Source organism: Roseateles sp. GW821-FHT09G09 (assembly GCF_059415965.1).
In genome coordinates this window covers 1-17751 of record NZ_JBWKOG010000008.1, presented here as the reverse complement: position 1 = coordinate 17751, position 17751 = coordinate 1, and the positions used below count along the sequence as shown (strand labels likewise).

Here is a 17751-nt window from a genome sequence, read left to right as displayed (position 1 = left end):
TTGGCCCGGTCTGCTTAGATACCGATCTCGCCGCCGTCCTTGCGGGTGATGATGACGGTCGCGGAACGCGGACGCTTCTTGACGTTGGCATCGGCCTGGTTGGCCGGCCAGTAGCTGCCGAAGGTCTTCGCGTTCCAGTCCGGGGTGGTTTCCTCGCCCGGGTGCTGCACGTTGAAGAACAGCGTCTTGTAGTCCGGCGTCATCGCGATGCCGGTGATCTCGCATTCCTTCGGACCGACCAGGAAACGGCGCAGCGTGTCCGAGGTCGCCTTGGCGCCCGCGCGGGTCTGCGTGCCGCCCGCCGCGTTCACCACGCCGCCGTCGCCGACCTTGCCCGGCAGGGCCGCCAGCATCATGCAGTTGGTGATGTCGGTGTAGGCGCCGTCGTCGGTCTGGATCCACAGCATGCCGCGCTTGTCGAAGTACAGGCCGTCCGGGCTCGAGAAGTCGTTGCTGTCCGCCAGCGCCGACAGGTTGACGTCCGCCGCCGCGTCGGCCTGGGCGCCGAAGAGGTAGACGTCCCAGGTCAGCTTGGTGACGTCGGCCGCGTCTTCCTTCCAGCGGATGATGTGGCCGTTCGGGTTGCCCGGCTGCGAGGTCGTGCCCTTCATGTCCACGTAGTAGCGCGGATTCGCGGCGTCCGGCTTGAGCTGGCTGCCGGTCGGCGTCGCGGTGGGAGACACGCGGTTGCTGTTGTTGGTCAAGGTCATGTAGACCTCGCCGTTGGTCGGGTGCACCGCGCCCCACTCCGGGCGGTCCATCTTGGTCGCGCCGAGGATGTCGCCCGCGATGCGCGCGTTGATGACGACGTCGCCCTGGTCGGCGAAGGCGTAGGTCGCGTTCGACGCGGTCAGGCCGTTGGCGCCGAAGGTCAGCGGCATCCAGGTGCCGGTGCCGTCGGCGTTGAACTTCGCGACGTAGAGCGTGCCCTCGTCCAGGTACTTGGCGCCGGCGGCCATGCCCTTGCCGACGTCCGCCGCATCCCAGTTGGCCTTGGAGACGAACTTGTAGATGTACTCGTTGCGCGAGTCGTCGCCCATGTAGATGACGATGGGCTTGCCGGCGACCGCCTCGGCGGGCCAGGCGCCTTCATGGTTGAAGCGGCCCAGCGCGGTGCGCTTGGCGGGCACCGAGTCCGGCGCGAACGGATCGATCTCGACCACCCAGCCGAAGGTGTTGATCGTGTTGCGGTAGTCGGCGGTCGCGGCGGCGCCGGTGACCGACGAGTTCCAGCGGGCGAACAGGTCGGTCGTGCCGGCCGTTTCCCACAGGTAGGGGCTCTTGCGGTTCTGCGGCAGGCCGTAGCGGTTCAGGCTGGCCACTTCCTTGGCGCCTGCGCGCAGCGCGTCGTCGCCGGCGGCGCGGCTGATCACGTTGAGGTAGTTCTCCTCGCAGGTCAGGTAGGTGCCCCACGGGGTGTAGCCGTTGGCGCAGTTGTTGTTGGTGCCGCGGGTCTGGGCCGCGGTCGGGCTGAACAGCGTCTGCAACTGCGCGTTGCCCTTGGCCGGGCCGGTGAAGTCCATCGTCGTCGCCGAGGTCACGCGACGGTTGTAGCGCGAGCCGCGCACCATGCTCATGCCGGTGCCCGTGGCGTCGCGCTTGACTTCGCAGACGGAGATGCCGTGGGCGTAGATCTCCTTCTCGACCTCGGTGGCGTTGCGCGCGGCGCCGGTGGCGCGACCGGCCGGGTGCAGGCCGTACGGGGCGACGACGTACTCGTGGTTGACCGCCAGCAGGCCGCGGTCCGAGCGCTTGGCGTCGAACGCGCCGGCGTCGCTCATGCCGAACCAGTACATGCCGTCATGGCCGTCGCCGACGCGGCGGTTGTAGGACTCGGCCGATTCGGAACCGTCGTCCTTCCAGGACTCGTCGCCGAAGTGCAGCGGGTCGCCCAGCGCGTGCAGGATGCTGACGTTGTAGCCGTCGGCCACGGTCACCAGGTCGTTCTTGTTCTTGGCGACGGCGGTGAAGCCGATCTTCAGCGGGGCCGGCTGCGGTGCCGGGGCGGGCGCGGGCGCTGGCGCTGGCGAATCGTCGCTGCTGCCGCAGGCGCTCAGGATCGACCCGCCGAGCAACGCGGAGGCCGCCGTGGTGATCCCGCCCTTCAGGGCGACGCGGCGCGACAGGCGCGCGGCGAGGATGTCTTCGAAGTGCGGGTTGGCGGACGGGTTGACCACCACGTCCTCGTCGTATTCGTTGGCGCTGTCTTGGCTGGCAACGATGTCGTGCTGCTTGCTCATTCGTGAAGGCTCCGCTCAATGGAAAGGCGGGCGGATTCTGCGAAGGGCAAGTGACGAGGACGTGAAAAAGTCGTTAGGAATTACGTCCTGTCATCACGGTGCGAATGGCGGATCAACGCGAGGGCAACACCGGGGCAAGACCCGGCACCTGATTCGAGGTGACGCCGGCGATGCAGTTCAGCCTCGGACGGGCCTCAGACGGGCCCTGGACCGGCCTCCGATCCGCGTCAGATCCGCATCAGACCGGCGTGGGCGGCGTGGGTGGCGCAGGAGGCGTGTCGGGCAGGTCCTTCGGCGCGCCGAACATGAAGCAGTCGATGAAGGTGAAGTACAGCGAGCAGTAGAAGCCCGTCATCAGCGCCATCGTCGTGGGCAGCAGCAGGAAGGGCAGCAGGTTGACGATGCCCAGCAGCAGTCCCAGCACCATGATGACCATCACGACGGCCGCGCTCAACCCCATCCACACCAGCGCGGACAGCGTGAACGCCCCCTTGTTGCGCCACACGCCCAGCGTGCTGGAGAACAGCGCCTGCAGCACCCCCTGGCCGCCCCAGTGGATCAGCGCCGGCGCATGCCAGAACGGGACGGACAGCAGGCTCAGCAGTCCCACCCGCAGCGCGATCGCCGGCAGCAGGTTGCCTTGGGCGGCAATGGCCTCGATGGTCTTGGTGTCGCCCTTGGCGGCCGCCACCTGGTCCATGGCCTGCACGAGCGCGCCCCCGTCCAGCAGATGGGCCAGCAGCATGGCGAGGATCGTCGAGCCCGTGTAGAGCAGCCCCAGCCCGATCTGCGCGCGTCGGCGTTCCTTGGTCAACTGCAGCGGCTGCAGGAAGACGGCAGCGGTCGGCGTGTGGGATTGCAGCACCTGATGCGCCGCCAGCATGAAGGCCAGGGAGATCAGCGGCAGTGCGCTCATCACGACCAGCTGCCCCAGGAACGGCACCAGTTGAAGGACCGCGGACACGAGCATGGCGGTGGCGAACAGGCCGATCAGCGCGATCGGCTTGCGCCGCAGCACCTTCAGCCCGTGGCGCACCCAGAGCAGGCCGTTGCGCGGCGGGACCGTTTGCAGGTGCAGGATCATGGCAAGGACTCCAGCGCATGCCAGGGCCTGGCGATGCGCTCGCGCAGGACGCGCTCGAAATGGGTGGGATCGTGGGGCTGGAGGAGGCTGGCCTCGCGGGGCAGGTGGAAGTCCCACAGCCGCGAGATCCAGAAGCGCAGCGCCGCCGCGCGCAGCAGGCCGGGCAGCAGGCGGTGCTCGGCGCCGGAGAGCGGGCGCACCGACTCGTAGGCCTTGACGAAGGCGCCGGCGCGCTGCTCGTCGAGGCGGCCGCTGTCCAGGTCGATGCACCAGTCGTTCAGGCAGACGCAGAGGTCGAACAGGAAGCTGTCGACGCCGGCGAAATAGAAGTCGAAGAAGCCGCTGAGCCGCTCGCGACCGGGCAGGCCGTCGAACATGACGTTGTCGCGGAACAGGTCCGCATGGACGGGGCCGCGCGGCAGCGAGGCGGCGCCGGGGGCGAGCTGCTCCTGGAAGGCCAGTTCGGCGCTCAGCAGTCGGGCCTGTTCCGGCGTCACGTGCGGCAGCACGACCGGCACCGTCTCGCGCCACCAGGGCAGGCCGCGCAGGTTGTCCTGGTGCAGCGGGAAGTCCTGGCCGGCCAGGTGCATGCGGGCCAGGCCGGCGCCGACCTGTTCGCAATGGAACACGTCCGGGGCCAGCTGATGGCCGCCGAGCAGCTTGTCCACCACCGCCGCCGGCTTGCCGGCCACGGTGTGCAGGATGCGGTCCTGCGCGTCGGGCTGCGGCGCCGGGACCGGCACGCCCCGGCGCGCGAGGTGGCGCATCAGCTCCAGGTAGAACGGCAGCTGCTCGAAGCTCAGGCGCTCGAAGATCGTCAGCACGTAGTCGTGCTGCTGGCCGTCGCGCGTGGTGGTGACGAAGTAGTTGGTGTTCTCGATGCCGGCAGTGATGCCCTTGAGCGATTGGAGTTCGCCCAGGGCCAGGGTGTCCAGCAGCGCTTGCGCCTGCGCGGTCGAGACGTCGGTGAATACGGCCATGAAAAGGAAAAAGAACGGACCGGGGGCCGACCGGAGCGGGTCAGCCTCGACGGGTCAGAAATTGAAGAGACGCCAGACCCGCGCGCCCGCGCTGCCGCGGTCGTCGCCCTGGCGGGTGGGGATGTCACGGCCGGTGTCGCCGAGCAGGATCTCGTACTCGGGCGCCTTGCTGTCCTTGTTCTTGACCACGACCTTTTGGGTCAGGCCCCGTACCCGCGTCTCCTCGATCCGGACCTTGTCGTCCTCGCTGACGAGCTGCTCGATCTTCACCTCCGGCACGTCGCGGAATTTCAGCGACTCGGCGGGGATCGGCGTCGGGGTCGGCGTGGACGCGCCGGCTGCGTGGGCCTGGAACGCAAAGGCGGCCAGGACGGCCAGCAGCGGGGCGAGGCGGGTGGTTTTCATGGTGAGCCCATTCTATGCCGGGCCCCAGGAAAACCCCGCCCCCCGGGCGGGGGCCGGCCGGCGGCCCGGCCTGCTGTCAATCCGGACGCCGCGCGCCTGCAACAATGTCGGGATGAGCAAACCTCTGATGCTGCTGGTCGACGGGTCCAGCTACCTCTATCGTGCGTACCACGCCATGCCCGACCTGCGCGGTCCGGGTGGGCAGCCCACCGGCGCCATCCACGGCATGGTGGCCATGCTGAAGAAGCTGCGCGACGACTACGGCGCCGAGCATGCGGCCTGCGTCTTCGACGCGTCCGGTCCGACCTTCCGCGACGAGTGGTATCCCGAGTACAAGGCCCAGCGCGCGCCCATGCCCGACGCGCTGCGCGAGCAGATCGACCCGATCCATGAGGTGGTGAAGCTGCTGGGCTGGCCGGTGCTGACGGTGCCCGGCGTCGAGGCCGACGACTGCATCGGCACGCTGTCGCGGGTGGCGGCGCAGGCGGGACACCAGGTGGTGATCTCCACCGGCGACAAGGACCTGGCGCAACTGGTGACGCCGGACGTCTCGCTGATCAACACGATGAGCAACGAGAAGCTGGACGAGGCCGGCGTGCTGGCCAAGTTCGGCGTGCCGCCGGACCGCATCATCGACTACCTGACCCTGATGGGCGACACCGTGGACAACGTCCCCGGCGTCGAGAAGGTGGGGCCCAAGACCGCGGCCAAGTGGATCGGCGAGCACGGCTCGCTGGACGGCGTGATCGCCAACGCGGACCAGATCAAGGGCGTCGCCGGCGAGAACCTGCGCAAGGCGCTGGACTGGCTGCCCATGGGCCGCAAGCTGGTGACGGTCAAGGTCGACTGCGACCTGTGCACGCACGTCGCGGGCTGGCCCGCGCTGGAGGCGCTGGCCTTCAATCCGGTCGACGAGGCGGGCCTGCTCGATTTCTACACGCGCAACGGCTTCAAGACCTGGAAGCGCGACCTGGAAGGCAAGCTCGGCGGCGACGCGCCCAAGCGCGCCAGGCCCGAGCCCGACGTCGGCGCGGCGAGCCCGACCGATCCGTCCGCGACGGTCGAGCATCCGGCGATCCCCGTCGACAAGCGCTACGAGACCATCGTCGACATGACCCGGCTCGACGCCTGGATCGAGCAGTTGAACGCCGCCGAGCTGGCGGCCTTCGACACCGAGACGGATTCGCTCGATCCGATGCAGGCGCGCATCGTCGGCATCAGCTTCAGCGTGAAGCCGGGCGAGGCCGCCTACATCCCGATCCGTCACGACGGCCCGGACGCGCCTGAACAGCTGCCGATGGACGAGGTGCTCGCGAAGCTGAAGCCCTGGCTCGAGGACCCGCTGAAGAAGAAGGTCGCGCAGAACGTCAAGTACGACACCCATGTGCTGGCCAACCATGGCATCGCGGTCCAGGGCACGGCCTTCGACACGATGCTGGAGAGCTACGTGCTGGAGGCGCATCGCGGCCACGGCCTGGAGGCCCTGGCCGACCGCGTGCTGGGCCGCAAGGGCCTGAGCTACGAGGACCTGTGCGGCAAGGGCGCGCACCAGATCCCGTTCGCGCAGGTGGAAGTGGCCAAGGCGTCGGAGTATTCCTGCGAGGACTCCGAGATGTGCCTGCACGTGCACCAGACGCTGATGCCCCGCCTGGAGGCCGATGCCGGACTGAAGTTCATCTACGAGCAGATCGAGATGCCGGTGTCGGCGCTGCTGGCGCGCATCGAGCGCACCGGCGTGCTGATCGACGCGGGCCGGCTGCAGGCGCAGAGCGCCGATCTCGGCCAGCGCATGGTGGCGGCGGAGCAGGCGGCCTATGAGATCGCGGGCCAGCCCTTCAACATCGGCTCGCCCAAGCAGATCGGCGAGATCCTGTTCAACCGGCTCGGCCTGCCGGTGGTGAAGCGCACCGCGACCGGCGCGCCGTCGACGGACGAGGAGGTGCTGGAGAAACTGTCGGCCGACTTCCCGCTGCCGGCCAAGATCCTGGAGTACCGCTCGCTGTCCAAGCTCAAGAGCACCTACACGGACAAGCTGCCGCTGATGGTCAACGCGAAGACGGGCCGGGTGCACACGACCTATTCGCAGGCCGTGGCGGTGACCGGCCGCTTGTCCAGCAACGAGCCCAACCTGCAGAACATCCCCATCCGCACGGCCGACGGCCGCCGCGTGCGCGAGGCCTTCATCGCGCCAGCGGGGCATCACATCGTGTCGGCGGACTATTCGCAGATCGAGCTGCGGATCATGGCGCACATGAGCGGGGATCCGGGCCTGCTGAAGGCCTTCCAGGAGGGCCAGGACGTGCACCGCGCGACGGCGGCCGAGGTCTTCGGCGGCGGCCTGGACGCGGTCACGCCGGAGCAGCGCCGCTACGCCAAGACGATCAACTTCGGCCTGATCTACGGCATGGGCGCGTTCGGACTGGCGCAATCGCTGGGCATCGAGCAGAAGGCGGCGAAGGACTACATCGACCGCTACTTCACGCGCTTCGCCGGTGTGCGCACCTACATGGACGACACGAAGCAGTTCGCCAAGGAGAAGGGTTACGTCGAGACGGTCTTCGGACGGCGCCTGTGGCTGCCGGAGATCAATTCGGGCAATGGTCCGCGTCGCAGCGGCGCGGAGCGTCAGGCGATCAATGCGCCCATGCAGGGCACGGCGGCCGACCTGATCAAGCTGGCGATGATCGCCGTCCAGCAGGCGCTGGACGAGCAGGGCAAGAAGACGAAGATCGTCATGCAGGTGCACGACGAACTGGTGTTCGAGGTCCCGGACGAGGAGCTCGATTGGGTGAAGGCTGAAATCCCGACCTTGATGGCTGGCGTTGCCGCGCTCAAGGTGCCGTTGCTGGCGGAAGTCGGTGTCGGTGCCAATTGGGACGAGGCCCACTGACTGCCACCGCCGCTGGCCCTCACCCCCGCCCTCTCCCGCAAGCGGGAGAGGGAGTCCGACCGGCGTCCTTCCGACTCTCCTCCTGCTTGCGCGAGGCACCTCTCTCCTGCTTGCGCGAGTCACCTCTCTCCTGCTTGCGCGGGGCACCTTTCTCCTGCGTGCGCGAGGCGCCCTTCTTGCTCCCTCTCCCGCTTGCGGGAGAGGGTAGGGGTGAGGGCCAGCGGCGGTGGAAGTGCTGAGGTGTCCAGCGTCTTGAAGAACCATCAGCCGGCCCTAAGCCTCTCCCCCAAGGCGAGCGGTTAGCATCCACCCCCTATGAATTGGCCCTATGAGTTGCAGATCGGCTGGCGTTACACGCGAGCCGGGCGTGGAGGGCGCCGCAACCGCTTCATCTCCTTCATCTCCGGCGTGTCGATGTTCGGCATCGCGCTGGGTGTCGCTGCGTTGATCATCGTGCTGTCGGTGATGAACGGTTTCCAGAAGGAGGTGCGCGAGCGGATGCTGTCCGTCGTCGCCCACGTGGAGCTGCTGAACGACACCGGTGAGGGCCTGCCCGACTGGCGCGTGGTGGCGGACCTGGCGAAGAAGAATCCCGAGGTCGCCGCTGCCGCGCCGTTCGTGTCGGGCCAGGCGCTGATCGCGCGGGGCTCGGACATGCGGGGCACGATCGTGCGGGGCATCGATCCGGCGCTGGAGCCGACGGTGACGCCGATCGCCGAGAAGCTCGCCAAGGACGGCCTGCTCGAGCGTCTGCAGGCGGGTCAATGGAACATCATCCTGGGCGTCGAGTTGGCGCGCCAGCTGGGCGTGCAGCGAGGCGACAAGATCACGCTGGCGATCCCGTCGGGGCAGGTGACGCCGCTGGGCGTGCAGCCGACGCTGCGGCAGTTCACGCTGGTGGGCGTCTTCGAAGCCGGCCATTACGAGTACGACAGCGGCCTGGCGCTCATCCATGTGGGCGATGCCGCGAGGCTGTTCCGCACCGGCACGCCGAGCGGCGTGCAGCTGAAGTTGCGCGACGTGCAACAGGCCCGCCAGGTCGGCGCCCAATTGCAGCGCGACCTGCTGCAGGCGGGGCAGGCGATCTACGTCCGCGACTGGACCCGCACCAATGCCAACTGGTACGACGCGGTCCAGGTCGAGAAGCGGATGATGGGCATCATCCTGACGCTGATCGTCGCGGTCGCTGCGTTCAACCTGGTGTCGACGCTGGTGATGACGGTCACCGACAAGCAGGCCGACATCGCGATCCTGCGCACGCTGGGCGCGAGTCCGCGCTCGATCATGGGCGTGTTCATGATCCAGGGCGCGCTGGCCGGCGTGATCGGCACGCTCGGGGGGCTGGGTCTGGGGCTGGTCGTCGCCCACCACCTGGACGTGATCGTGCCGTTCATCGAGAAACTGCTTCACACGACCTTCCTGCCGGCCAGCATCTACGTCATCAGCCACATGCCCAGCGATCCGCAGTGGTCCGATATCGTGCCCATCACCGTGACCTCGCTGATCCTGGCGTTCGTCGCGACGGTCTATCCGAGCTGGCGCGCCAGCCGCGTCCAGCCCGCGGAGGCGCTGCGTTATGAATGAGGCCAAGAACATGGTCCCGCCCACGGGCACCCGCATGCCCGCCGGACAGGTCGTGCTGCAAGGCCAGGGCCTGGGCAAGCGCTTCGTCGAAGGACCGCTGGACGTGCAGGTCTTCCACAACCTCGACGTCAGCGTGAAGGCCGGCGAGACGCTGGCGGTGCTCGGCGCCTCGGGATCGGGGAAAAGCACGCTGCTGCATCTGCTCGGCGGCCTGGACAAGCCGTCCGCCGGACGCGTCGAACTGATGGGGCGCGACCTCGGCGAGCTGGGCGAGAAGGCCCGCGGCGACTGGCGCAACCAGCACCTCGGGTTCATCTACCAGTTCCACCACCTGCTGCCGGAATTCAGCGCGCTGGACAACGTGGCGATGCCGCTGCGCATCCGTCGCGTTCCGCAGGCGCAGGCCCGGGAACAGGCCGAGCGCGTGCTGGCGCGCGTTGGCCTTGGCCCGCGGGTGCTGCATCGTCCCGGTGAACTCTCCGGCGGCGAGCGCCAGCGCGTGGCGATCGCCCGCGCCCTGGTCACGGGACCCGCCTGCGTCCTGGCGGACGAGCCCACCGGCAACCTCGACCGCTCGACCGCCGCGACGGTCTTCGACCTGATGCTGGAGATGGCGCGCGAGCTGGGGACCGCCTTCGTCATGGTGACGCACGACCAGGAGCTGGCCGCGCGCTGCGAGCACCAGCGCCGGCTGGTCGGTGGCGCCTTGCAGCCGTTGGGCGGCTGAGGCAGGGTTGCCCGATCGCGAGGCCGCGGGCGGCCGTTGCGCTCGGGTCTGGTCCGGCGCGGCGTGACCGCTCGATTACGATGCAGGTCATCATGACCGCCTCGAAGCCTTCCCCGGAATCCCCGTCCACCCGCTTCATCCTGAAGCTCAGCTGCCCCGACCAGGCCGGCATCGTCCACGCCGTGACCGGCGTCCTGCTCGAGCAGGGCGCCAACATCCTCACCTCGGCCCAGCACGGCGACGCGGATCACCGCCGTTTCTTCATGCGCATCGAGTTCGAGTGCGCCGAAGCCCGCCCGGCGGCCGTGTTGCGCGAAGCGTTCGCGCCGCTGGCCGCGCGGCTGGCGATGGATTGGGAACTGGTCGACGCGCAGCGCAAGACGCGTGTGCTGCTGCTGGTGTCCAAGCTCGGGCACTGCCTGAATGACCTGCTGTTCCGCGTCCAGACCGGCCACCTGGCCATCGAGATTCCCGCGATCGTCTCGAACCATCGCGACTTCTATCAACTGGCCGCCTCGCACGACATTCCCTTCCACCACCTGCCGCTGCTGCAGGCGACCGAGGAACAGAAGCAGGCCCAGGAACGCAAGCTCCGCGAGCTGATCGAGGAACAGCAGATCGACCTCGTCGTGCTCGCGCGCTACATGCAGATCCTGTCGCCGGAGATGTGCCGTTTTCTGGAAGGGCGCGCGATCAACATCCATCACAGCTTCCTGCCCAGCTTCAAGGGCGCGCGGCCCTATCACCAGGCGCACGAGCGCGGCGTCAAGCTGATCGGCGCGACGGCGCACTATGTGACCTCGGACCTCGACGAAGGACCGATCGTCGAGCAGGACGTGGCCCGCATCGACCATTCGATGACGCCCGACCAGCTCGTGGCGATCGGCCGTGACGTCGAGTGCGTGACGCTCGCCCGCGCGATCCAGTGGCATGCCGAGCACCGCGTGCTGCTGAACGGCCATCGCACGGTCGTCTTCCGCTGAGCGCCGCGAGCGTCCGTCGACCTTTCCACCGTTCCACCTTTTCACCTCTCCAGCGGTCGCCATGTGGACTGACACGCACTGCCACCTCGACGCCTCGGAGTTCGACGTCGACCGCGACGCCGTCGTCGCGCGCGCGCTGGCGGCGGGCGTGTCGCAGGTCGTGATCCCGGCCGTCGTCGCGGGGAACTTCGAGCAGGTGCGGGCGCTCGCGCATGCGCATGGCTTCAGCTATGCGCTGGGCATTCATCCGCTGTACGTCATGCACGCGCGCGACGAGGACCTCGGCCGCCTCGACCGGATGCTGGCCGAGTGCCGCGACGATCCGCGCCTGGTCGGCATCGGCGAGATCGGCCTCGATTTCTTCGTCAAGGGCCTCGACGCGGCCACGCAGCAGCATTTCTATGTCGAGCAACTCAAGCTCGCGAAGCGGCATCAGCTGCCGGTGATCCTCCATGTGCGCCGCAGCGCCGACCCGTTGCTGGGCGGCCTGCGCCGCATCGGGCTGCGGACCGGCGGCATCGGGCATGCCTTCAATGGCAGCCGCCAGCAGGCGGATGCTTTCCTCAAGCTTGGCTTCAAGCTGGGCTTCGGCGGCACGCTGACCTTCGACCGGTCGCTGCAGATCCGCCGCCTCGCCGCGGAGCTGCCGGCCGAGGCGCTGGTCCTGGAGACGGATGCGCCGGACATCCCGCCGCACTGGCTGTACCGCAGCGCCGAGGAGCGCGCCGCCGGGGCCACCTCGCGCAACGAGCCCGGCGAGCTGCCGCGCATCGGCGCGGTGCTCGCCGGATTGCGTGGCTGGACGGTGGAAGAAGCCGCGGCGATCACCGGCCGCAATGCGCGTGCGGCGTTGCCGCGACTGGGTGCGCTGGACGCCTTGCGGCCGCATGGCTGACACGCCGGATTCTCACGAGGCCGTCGAGCCGGCCCGCTGGCAGGGGCTGGCGCCGGTCCACGCGCCGGATGCGCACTGGCTGCTGCTGGGGAGCTTCCCCGGCGTCGCCTCGCTGCGCGCACAGCAGTATTACGGCCATCCGCGCAACCAGTTCTGGCGGCTGGTCGGCGAAGTCTTCGGCGTCGATCTGGTCGCGATGGCCTATGCCGAACGCCTCGCCGCGCTGCGCGCCCACCGGGTCGCCGTCTGGGACGTGATCACCGAGACCGAGCGCGAGGGCAGCCTCGACAGCGCGATCCGCAATCCCTTCGCCAGCGACCTGGGCCGTCTCATCCAGCAACTGCCGGCGCTGCACACGATCGGCTTCAATGGCGGCACGGCGTTGCGGTTGGGGCTGAAGCAGCTCGGACCGCTTGCAGCCCGTTACCGCGTGCTGGGACTGCCCAGCTCCAGTCCCGCCTACACGATGCCCTACGATGACAAGCTTCGCGCCTGGCGAGAGCTTGCCGGGCCTTCGATCGACAGATGACGAGACCGGGCCCCGCGGACCCGGCATGGGAACGGCAGCCGTGAGCAAGCAACGGGACTCGAAGGGCAACAAAAGCGGCAGAAGGGCCGAATCGGCGGAATGGGTCGAGGCCACGCTGAGCGAATTCGACGGCGTGCGCTTCCTCCACCTCGACTCGATCTGGGTGCAGGGCGCGATGCGGCTCAAGAAGCCCGAGAAGCTGGAGCTGGAGTACGTCCAGCGCATGATGGTCTGGATGCTGTGGCGCGATGCCGGCGAGATGACCAGCGGGCAGGCGGTGCAGCTCGGCCTGGGCGCCGGCGCTCTGACGCGCTTCTGCCGCAAGCAGTTGAAGATGAAGACCACGGCGGTCGAGATCAACCCGACCGTCATCAGCGCCAACCGGCACTGGTTCCATCTGCCCGACGACGACGACCGGCTGCGCGTGATCAACGAGGATGCCGGCGCGTGGGTGGCCGACGCGGACCACTGGGGCAGTGCGCAGGTGCTCAACGTCGACCTCTACGACCATGAGGCGGCCGCGCCGGTCCTCGATGACGAGGCCTTCTACGCCGACTGCCATCGCGTGCTCGCCGACGGCGGGCTGATGACGGTCAACCTCTTCGGCCGCAGCGCCAGCTTCACGCGCAGCGCGGCGCGGATCGCGAAGGTGTTCGGTTCTGACCAGGTGTGGCACCTGACGCCGACCCGCGAGGGCAATACCATCGTCGTCGCAGGACGCGGCGTGGCCGTGCCGGCGCGCGAAGTGCTCGAGCAGCGCGCCGCCCACATCGAATCCCGCCATGATCTGCCGGCCACCAAATGGCTCAAGCTGGTCCGGCCCCTGCCGATGAACGTGATCCACCAGCTCCACGCGGCTGCGGCCGGCGCGGCACAAGACTCCGACGAGTGACCATGAAACCCAACACGTCGACGCCTTCGAAGGACAAGAGCGGTGCTGCCGCGTCCGCTCCCGTGGCCGCGACCGCGGCCAAGTCGAGCGTGCCTGCCCCGGTGCCTTCCGCCGCGGCCGCCAAGCCCAAGGCCGCGGAAGGCGGCGCACGCCTGGAATGGCGCCAACTGCTGCACTGGCTTGCCGAGGATGGTGTCATCGACCAGGAACAGGTCCAGCGCACCGAAGCCCGCTTCGGCACCAGCCACAGCGCCCAGCATCCGCTCACGCGGCTGGGCGCCGCGGGACTGGTGCGCGTCGCGAATGGCCGCGTGCTGGATGCCGAGACGCTGACCGAATGGCTCGCGGGCCGTCTGAAATTGCCCTACGTCCGGATCGATCCGCTCAAGGTCGACGTCGGCCGTGTCGCCGACGTGATGTCCGCCAGCTACGCCGAGGCACGTCGATGTCTGCCGATCCAGGTCGGCCTGAACGAGGTGACCATCGCGGTCGCCGAGCCGAACGACACCGGCTGGGTGCCGCAGATCGAGTCGCACACCCGCAAGCGTGTGAAGCTCGCGCTGGCGAATCCGCAGGAGATCGCGCGTTTCACGACCGAGTTCTTCACGTTGGCGCGGTCGGTGCGTGCGGCGACGAAATCCGGCGAGTCGAGCCAGCAGGCGAGCTTCGAGCAACTCGTCGAGCTGGGCCGCAGCAACCGCCAGCTCGACGCCAACGACCAGGGCGTGGTGCAGGTGGTGGACTGGCTTTGGCAGTACGCCTTCGACCAGCGCGCCAGCGACATCCACCTGGAGCCGCGTCGTGAGATGGGCGTGATCCGGTTCCGCATCGACGGCGTGCTCCACACGGTCTACCAGTTGCCGCCCACGGTGATGGGCGCGATGACCGCGCGCATCAAGCTGCTGGGGCGCATGGACGTGGTCGAGAAACGCCGGCCGCTCGACGGTCGCATCAAGACGCGCAACCCGGCCGGCGAAGAGGTGGAAATGCGGCTGTCGACGCTGCCGACCGCCTTCGGCGAAAAGATGGTGATGCGGATCTTCGACCCCGACACCGCCGTCAAGGATCTGTCGCAGCTGGGGTTCTCCACCCATGACGCCGAACGCTGGAACCGCCTGACGGCGCGGCCCCACGGGATCATCCTCGTGACCGGTCCGACCGGCAGCGGCAAGACGTCGACGCTGTATTCGACGCTCAAGCGCCTGGCCACCGACGAGGTCAACGTCTGCACCGTCGAGGATCCGATCGAGATGATCGAGCCCGCGTTCAACCAGTCGCAGGTGCAGCCGGCCATCGACTTCAACTTCGCCGAGGGCTTGCGGGCGCTGATGCGGCAGGACCCGGACATCATCATGGTCGGCGAGATCCGCGACCTGGAAACCGCCGAGATGGCGATCCAGGCCTCGCTGACCGGTCACCTGGTGTTCTCGACGCTGCACACGAACGATTCCGCTTCGGCGATCACGCGGATGGTGGACCTGGGCGTGCCCAACTACCTGATCGACGCGACGGTGATCGGCGTGCTGGCTCAACGGCTCGTGCGCACCTTGTGCCCGAACTGCAAGGAACCGGATCCGGACGTCACGCGCGAGTCGCTCAACGAGATGCTCAAACCGTGGCGACTGAACGGCGGCGTCAAGCCCTACCGGCCCGTGGGTTGCCTGGATTGCCGCAACACCGGCTTCCGGGGGCGCGCCGGGCTGTATGAACTGCTCCTGCTGACGGACAGCATCCGAAAGCACCTGCACCCGAACACGGACATGACGGCACTGCGCCGCCAGGCGGTGCAGGAAGGCTTGCGTCCGCTCCGTCTGGGCGGCGCGATGAAGGTCGCCGAAGGCCTCACGACCATGGATGAGGTGCTGCGCAGCACCCCGACCTGGGAAACCTGAGCCCAGCCGGCGCTGTCCGTGGACCGCCCCCCAGGCTCGCGGGGGCGGGTAAGCCCGTGCAGACAGCGCGCGGAGCCCGTGCCCACGGGGCGCGTGAAGATCGCCATACGCCCCGTGCGATGCGCGGCGTCTCCCCTTACGTGATAACCACAGACCCTGACGGGGACCCGATTCCTAGAATCGCGCCAATTCAAGCCGATAGAGGTTCCCTCGATGAAGATCAAGAGTCAACGCGACTTCTGGTCAGGGCTGATGTTCGTGGTCGTTGGCGTCGCGTTCGCGTGGGGCTCGGCAGTGAACTACAGCTTTGGCTCCTCGGCCCGCCCCGGGCCTGGTTACTTTCCCTTCGGGCTGGGCGTGCTGCTCGCCGTGCTGGGCGCGGTGGTGCTGTTCAAGGCACTGACGATCGAGTCGGAGGGCGGCCAGCCTGTCGGCGCCTTCGCCTGGAAGCCGCTGCTCATCGTCGTCGGCGCGATCATCGTGTTCGGCTTCGCCTTGCCGCGACTGGGCATGATCATCACGCTGCCGCTGCTGATCACCATCTCCTCGTTGGCCAGCGACGAGTTCCGCTGGCGCGATGCGCTGCTCAGCAGCGTCGTCCTGACCGCGGGCAGCTACGCGATCTTCATCTGGGGTCTGAATCTCGTGATCCCCATCTGGCCGACCTTCCTGGGCGGCTGAGGAGTCACGCATGGATCTGATCAACAACCTGATGATGGGGTTCGGCACGGCGTTCACGCCGGAGAACCTCCTGTACGCCTTCGGCGGCGCGGTGCTCGGCACCCTGATCGGCGTGCTGCCAGGCCTGGGCCCGGTCGCGACGATCGCGATGCTGCTGCCGTCGATCTACTCGCTGGACGCGACGCCGGCGCTGATCATGCTCGCCGGCATCTATTACGGCGCGCAGTACGGCGGCTCGACGACCGCCATCCTGATCAACGTGCCTGGCGAGTCCTCGTCGGTCGTGACCGCGATCGACGGCTACCAGATGGCTCGTCAAGGCCGCGCCGGCGCCGCCCTGGCGGCCGCGGGCCTGGGCTCGTTCTTCGCCGGCTGCGTGGGCACCATCATCATCGCGGCCTTCGCGCCGCCGCTGACCGAGCTGGCCTTCAAGTTCGGCCCCGCCGAGTACTTCTCGCTGATGGTGCTGGGCCTGATCGGCGCCGTGGTGCTGGCCTCGGGCTCGCTGGTCAAGGCGATCTCGATGATCCTGCTGGGGTTGCTGCTCGGACAGGTCAACACCGACGTGATCTCGGGGACGCCACGGTTCTCGTTCGACATTCCAGAGCTGACCGACGGCATCAACTTCGTCGTGATCGCGATGGGGATCTTCGGCTTCGGCGAGATCATCGCGAACCTCGGCCAGCCGGCGGAGCATCGCGAGGTCTTCACCAAGAGCGTGAAGGGCCTGTGGCCGACCAAGCAGGACTTCCACGACGCCTGGCCGGCGGTGGTGCGCGGTACGGCGCTCGGTTCGGTGCTGGGCGTGCTGCCTGGCGGCGGCGCGCTGCTGGCCTCGTTCGCCGCCTACACGCTGGAGAAGAAGATCTCCAAGACGCCGGAGAAGTTCGGCAAGGGCGCCATCCAGGGCGTGGCGGGTCCCGAATCGGCCAACAACGCCGGCGCGCAGACCTCCTTCATCCCGATGTTGACGCTGGGCATCCCGCCCAACGCGGTGATGGCGCTGATGGTGGGCGCGATGACGATCAAGGGCATCCAGCCCGGTCCTCAGGTGATGACCAGCAACCCAGAGCTGTTCTGGGGGCTGATCGCCTCGATGTGGGTCGGCAACCTGATGCTGGTGATCCTGAACCTGCCGCTGATCGGCATCTGGATCAAGCTGCTGACAGTGCCCTACCGCTTCCTGTTCCCGGCGATCGTCGTGTTCTGCTGCATCGGTACCTACACGCTGAACAACAACAACTTCGACGTGTTCATGACGGCGGCGTTCGCGGTGGTGGGCTACATCTTCTACAAGTTGAGCTGCGAGGCGGCGCCGTTGCTGCTCGGCTTCATCCTGGGTCCGATGATGGAAGAGAACCTGCGCCGAGCGTTGCTGCTGTCGCGTGGCGACTGGAGCACCTTCCTTTCCCGGCCGCTGTCGGCTGGCCTGTTGATCGCCGCAGCACTCATGGTGGTGGTGGTCATGCTGCCCTCCATCAAGAACAAGCGCGAGGAAGCGTTCCAGGACGCGGACTGACCAGAGCTCAAGGTCCTAGCCTCATCGAAGACCCGCCTCGGCGGGTCTTTTTCTTTGCGTACCGTGGCCGTGCTTTGAACAGGAACAAGGGCTTAGCGTTGCTCCGTGCGAAGGGCGGCCGGCTGTCAGGTACTTTTCTCTCGTAGTTCTTGCGAGCCTTTCCGCAGCCGTGCTACAGTCGCTGTCTTCGCTGCACAGACATCTGTCTTGCAGCGGTCCCCGAAGGAACTGTCGGGGATGTCAAATGACTAACCGGGCTCGACCCGATTCTCATTTGGCGGCGAGATTCTCGCAGTCGACGAAGAAAATAATTTCACTGACTGCTTGACGGATTCGAAAGAAATCGTTCATAATCTCGCTTCTGCGCTGCTGGCGACAAATCAGCGACGCGACGAAGCAAGGCGGAAGGCGAAGAGCCTGAGGCGAAGAGTTGCTTCGATGTTCTTTAAG

15 protein-coding genes are annotated in these 17751 nt (G+C 67.8%); 10 read left to right on the top strand and 5 right to left on the bottom strand.

Going from position 1 to position 17751, the window contains the following annotated elements:
- Positions 1 to 14: 14 nt before the first annotated feature.
- The 4 genes from AC07O8_RS21010 to AC07O8_RS20995 all read right to left on the bottom strand — a co-directional run bounded on the left by AC07O8_RS21010 (position 15) and on the right by AC07O8_RS20995 (position 4709).
- The gene (locus AC07O8_RS21010; RefSeq protein ID WP_495049881.1) at positions 15 to 2240 is read right to left on the bottom strand and encodes a PhoX family protein; all 2226 of its coding nucleotides are present in this window, start codon (positions 2238 to 2240) and stop codon (positions 15 to 17) included.
- Positions 2241 to 2478: 238 nt separating this feature from the next.
- Positions 2479 to 3324, bottom strand: a complete 846-nt coding sequence (locus tag AC07O8_RS21005) for a BPSS1780 family membrane protein (protein ID WP_495049880.1) — start codon at positions 3322 to 3324, stop codon at positions 2479 to 2481.
- Entirely contained in the window at positions 3321 to 4304 is a 984-nt protein-coding gene (locus tag AC07O8_RS21000; protein WP_495049879.1) for a homoserine kinase, read from the bottom strand. Before AC07O8_RS21000 ends, AC07O8_RS21005 begins: the two co-directional genes overlap by 4 nt.
- A 54-nt stretch (positions 4305 to 4358) precedes the next feature.
- Positions 4359 to 4709 carry a hypothetical protein gene (locus tag AC07O8_RS20995; RefSeq protein WP_495049878.1) on the bottom strand — a complete coding sequence of 117 codons (351 nt, stop codon included), beginning with the start codon at positions 4707 to 4709 and terminating at the stop codon, positions 4359 to 4361.
- A 112-nt stretch (positions 4710 to 4821) separates the two neighbouring features.
- On the opposite strand from AC07O8_RS20995, the gene polA reads away from it, so the two are divergent.
- From polA to AC07O8_RS20945, 10 genes are all read left to right on the top strand, one after another.
- A complete protein-coding gene (gene polA / locus AC07O8_RS20990) occupies positions 4822 to 7599 on the top strand; it encodes a DNA polymerase I (RefSeq protein WP_495049877.1) in 2778 nt (925 codons plus the stop codon).
- 315 nt (positions 7600 to 7914) lie between these two features.
- Complete coding sequence (locus AC07O8_RS20985; RefSeq protein WP_495049876.1) at positions 7915 to 9183, top strand: lipoprotein-releasing ABC transporter permease subunit; 1269 nt, start codon at positions 7915 to 7917, stop codon at positions 9181 to 9183.
- Between the two features lie 10 nt (positions 9184 to 9193).
- Positions 9194 to 9910, top strand: coding sequence for an ABC transporter ATP-binding protein (locus AC07O8_RS20980; RefSeq protein WP_495049875.1), 717 nt, complete (start codon positions 9194 to 9196; stop codon positions 9908 to 9910).
- 92 nt (positions 9911 to 10002) lie between these two features.
- A complete protein-coding gene (gene purU / locus AC07O8_RS20975) occupies positions 10003 to 10893 on the top strand; it encodes a formyltetrahydrofolate deformylase (protein ID WP_495049874.1) in 891 nt (296 codons plus the stop codon).
- A gap of 61 nt (positions 10894 to 10954) precedes the next feature.
- A complete protein-coding gene (locus tag AC07O8_RS20970) occupies positions 10955 to 11788 on the top strand; it encodes a TatD family hydrolase (protein WP_495049873.1) in 834 nt (277 codons plus the stop codon).
- The gene (locus AC07O8_RS20965; protein ID WP_495049872.1) at positions 11781 to 12317 is read left to right on the top strand and encodes a DNA-deoxyinosine glycosylase; all 537 of its coding nucleotides are present in this window, start codon (positions 11781 to 11783) and stop codon (positions 12315 to 12317) included. Before AC07O8_RS20970 ends, AC07O8_RS20965 begins: the two co-directional genes overlap by 8 nt.
- A gap of 40 nt (positions 12318 to 12357) precedes the next feature.
- On the top strand, positions 12358 to 13209 hold the full coding sequence (locus tag AC07O8_RS20960; RefSeq protein WP_495049871.1) for a spermine/spermidine synthase domain-containing protein: 852 nt from the start codon (positions 12358 to 12360) through the stop codon (positions 13207 to 13209).
- Between the two features lie 2 nt (positions 13210 to 13211).
- On the top strand, positions 13212 to 15101 hold the full coding sequence (gene tfpB / locus AC07O8_RS20955) for a type IV pilus assembly ATPase TfpB (protein ID WP_495049870.1): 1890 nt from the start codon (positions 13212 to 13214) through the stop codon (positions 15099 to 15101).
- A gap of 213 nt (positions 15102 to 15314) precedes the next feature.
- Complete coding sequence (locus AC07O8_RS20950) at positions 15315 to 15782, top strand: tripartite tricarboxylate transporter TctB family protein (protein ID WP_495049869.1); 468 nt, start codon at positions 15315 to 15317, stop codon at positions 15780 to 15782.
- A 10-nt stretch (positions 15783 to 15792) separates the two neighbouring features.
- On the top strand, positions 15793 to 17301 hold the full coding sequence (locus tag AC07O8_RS20945; RefSeq protein WP_495049868.1) for a tripartite tricarboxylate transporter permease: 1509 nt from the start codon (positions 15793 to 15795) through the stop codon (positions 17299 to 17301).
- 270 nt (positions 17302 to 17571) lie between these two features.
- Here the strand turns inward: AC07O8_RS20945 and AC07O8_RS20940 are convergent.
- A partial coding sequence (locus AC07O8_RS20940) for a hypothetical protein (protein ID WP_495049867.1) occupies positions 17572 to 17751 on the bottom strand: 180 nt, incomplete at its 5' end.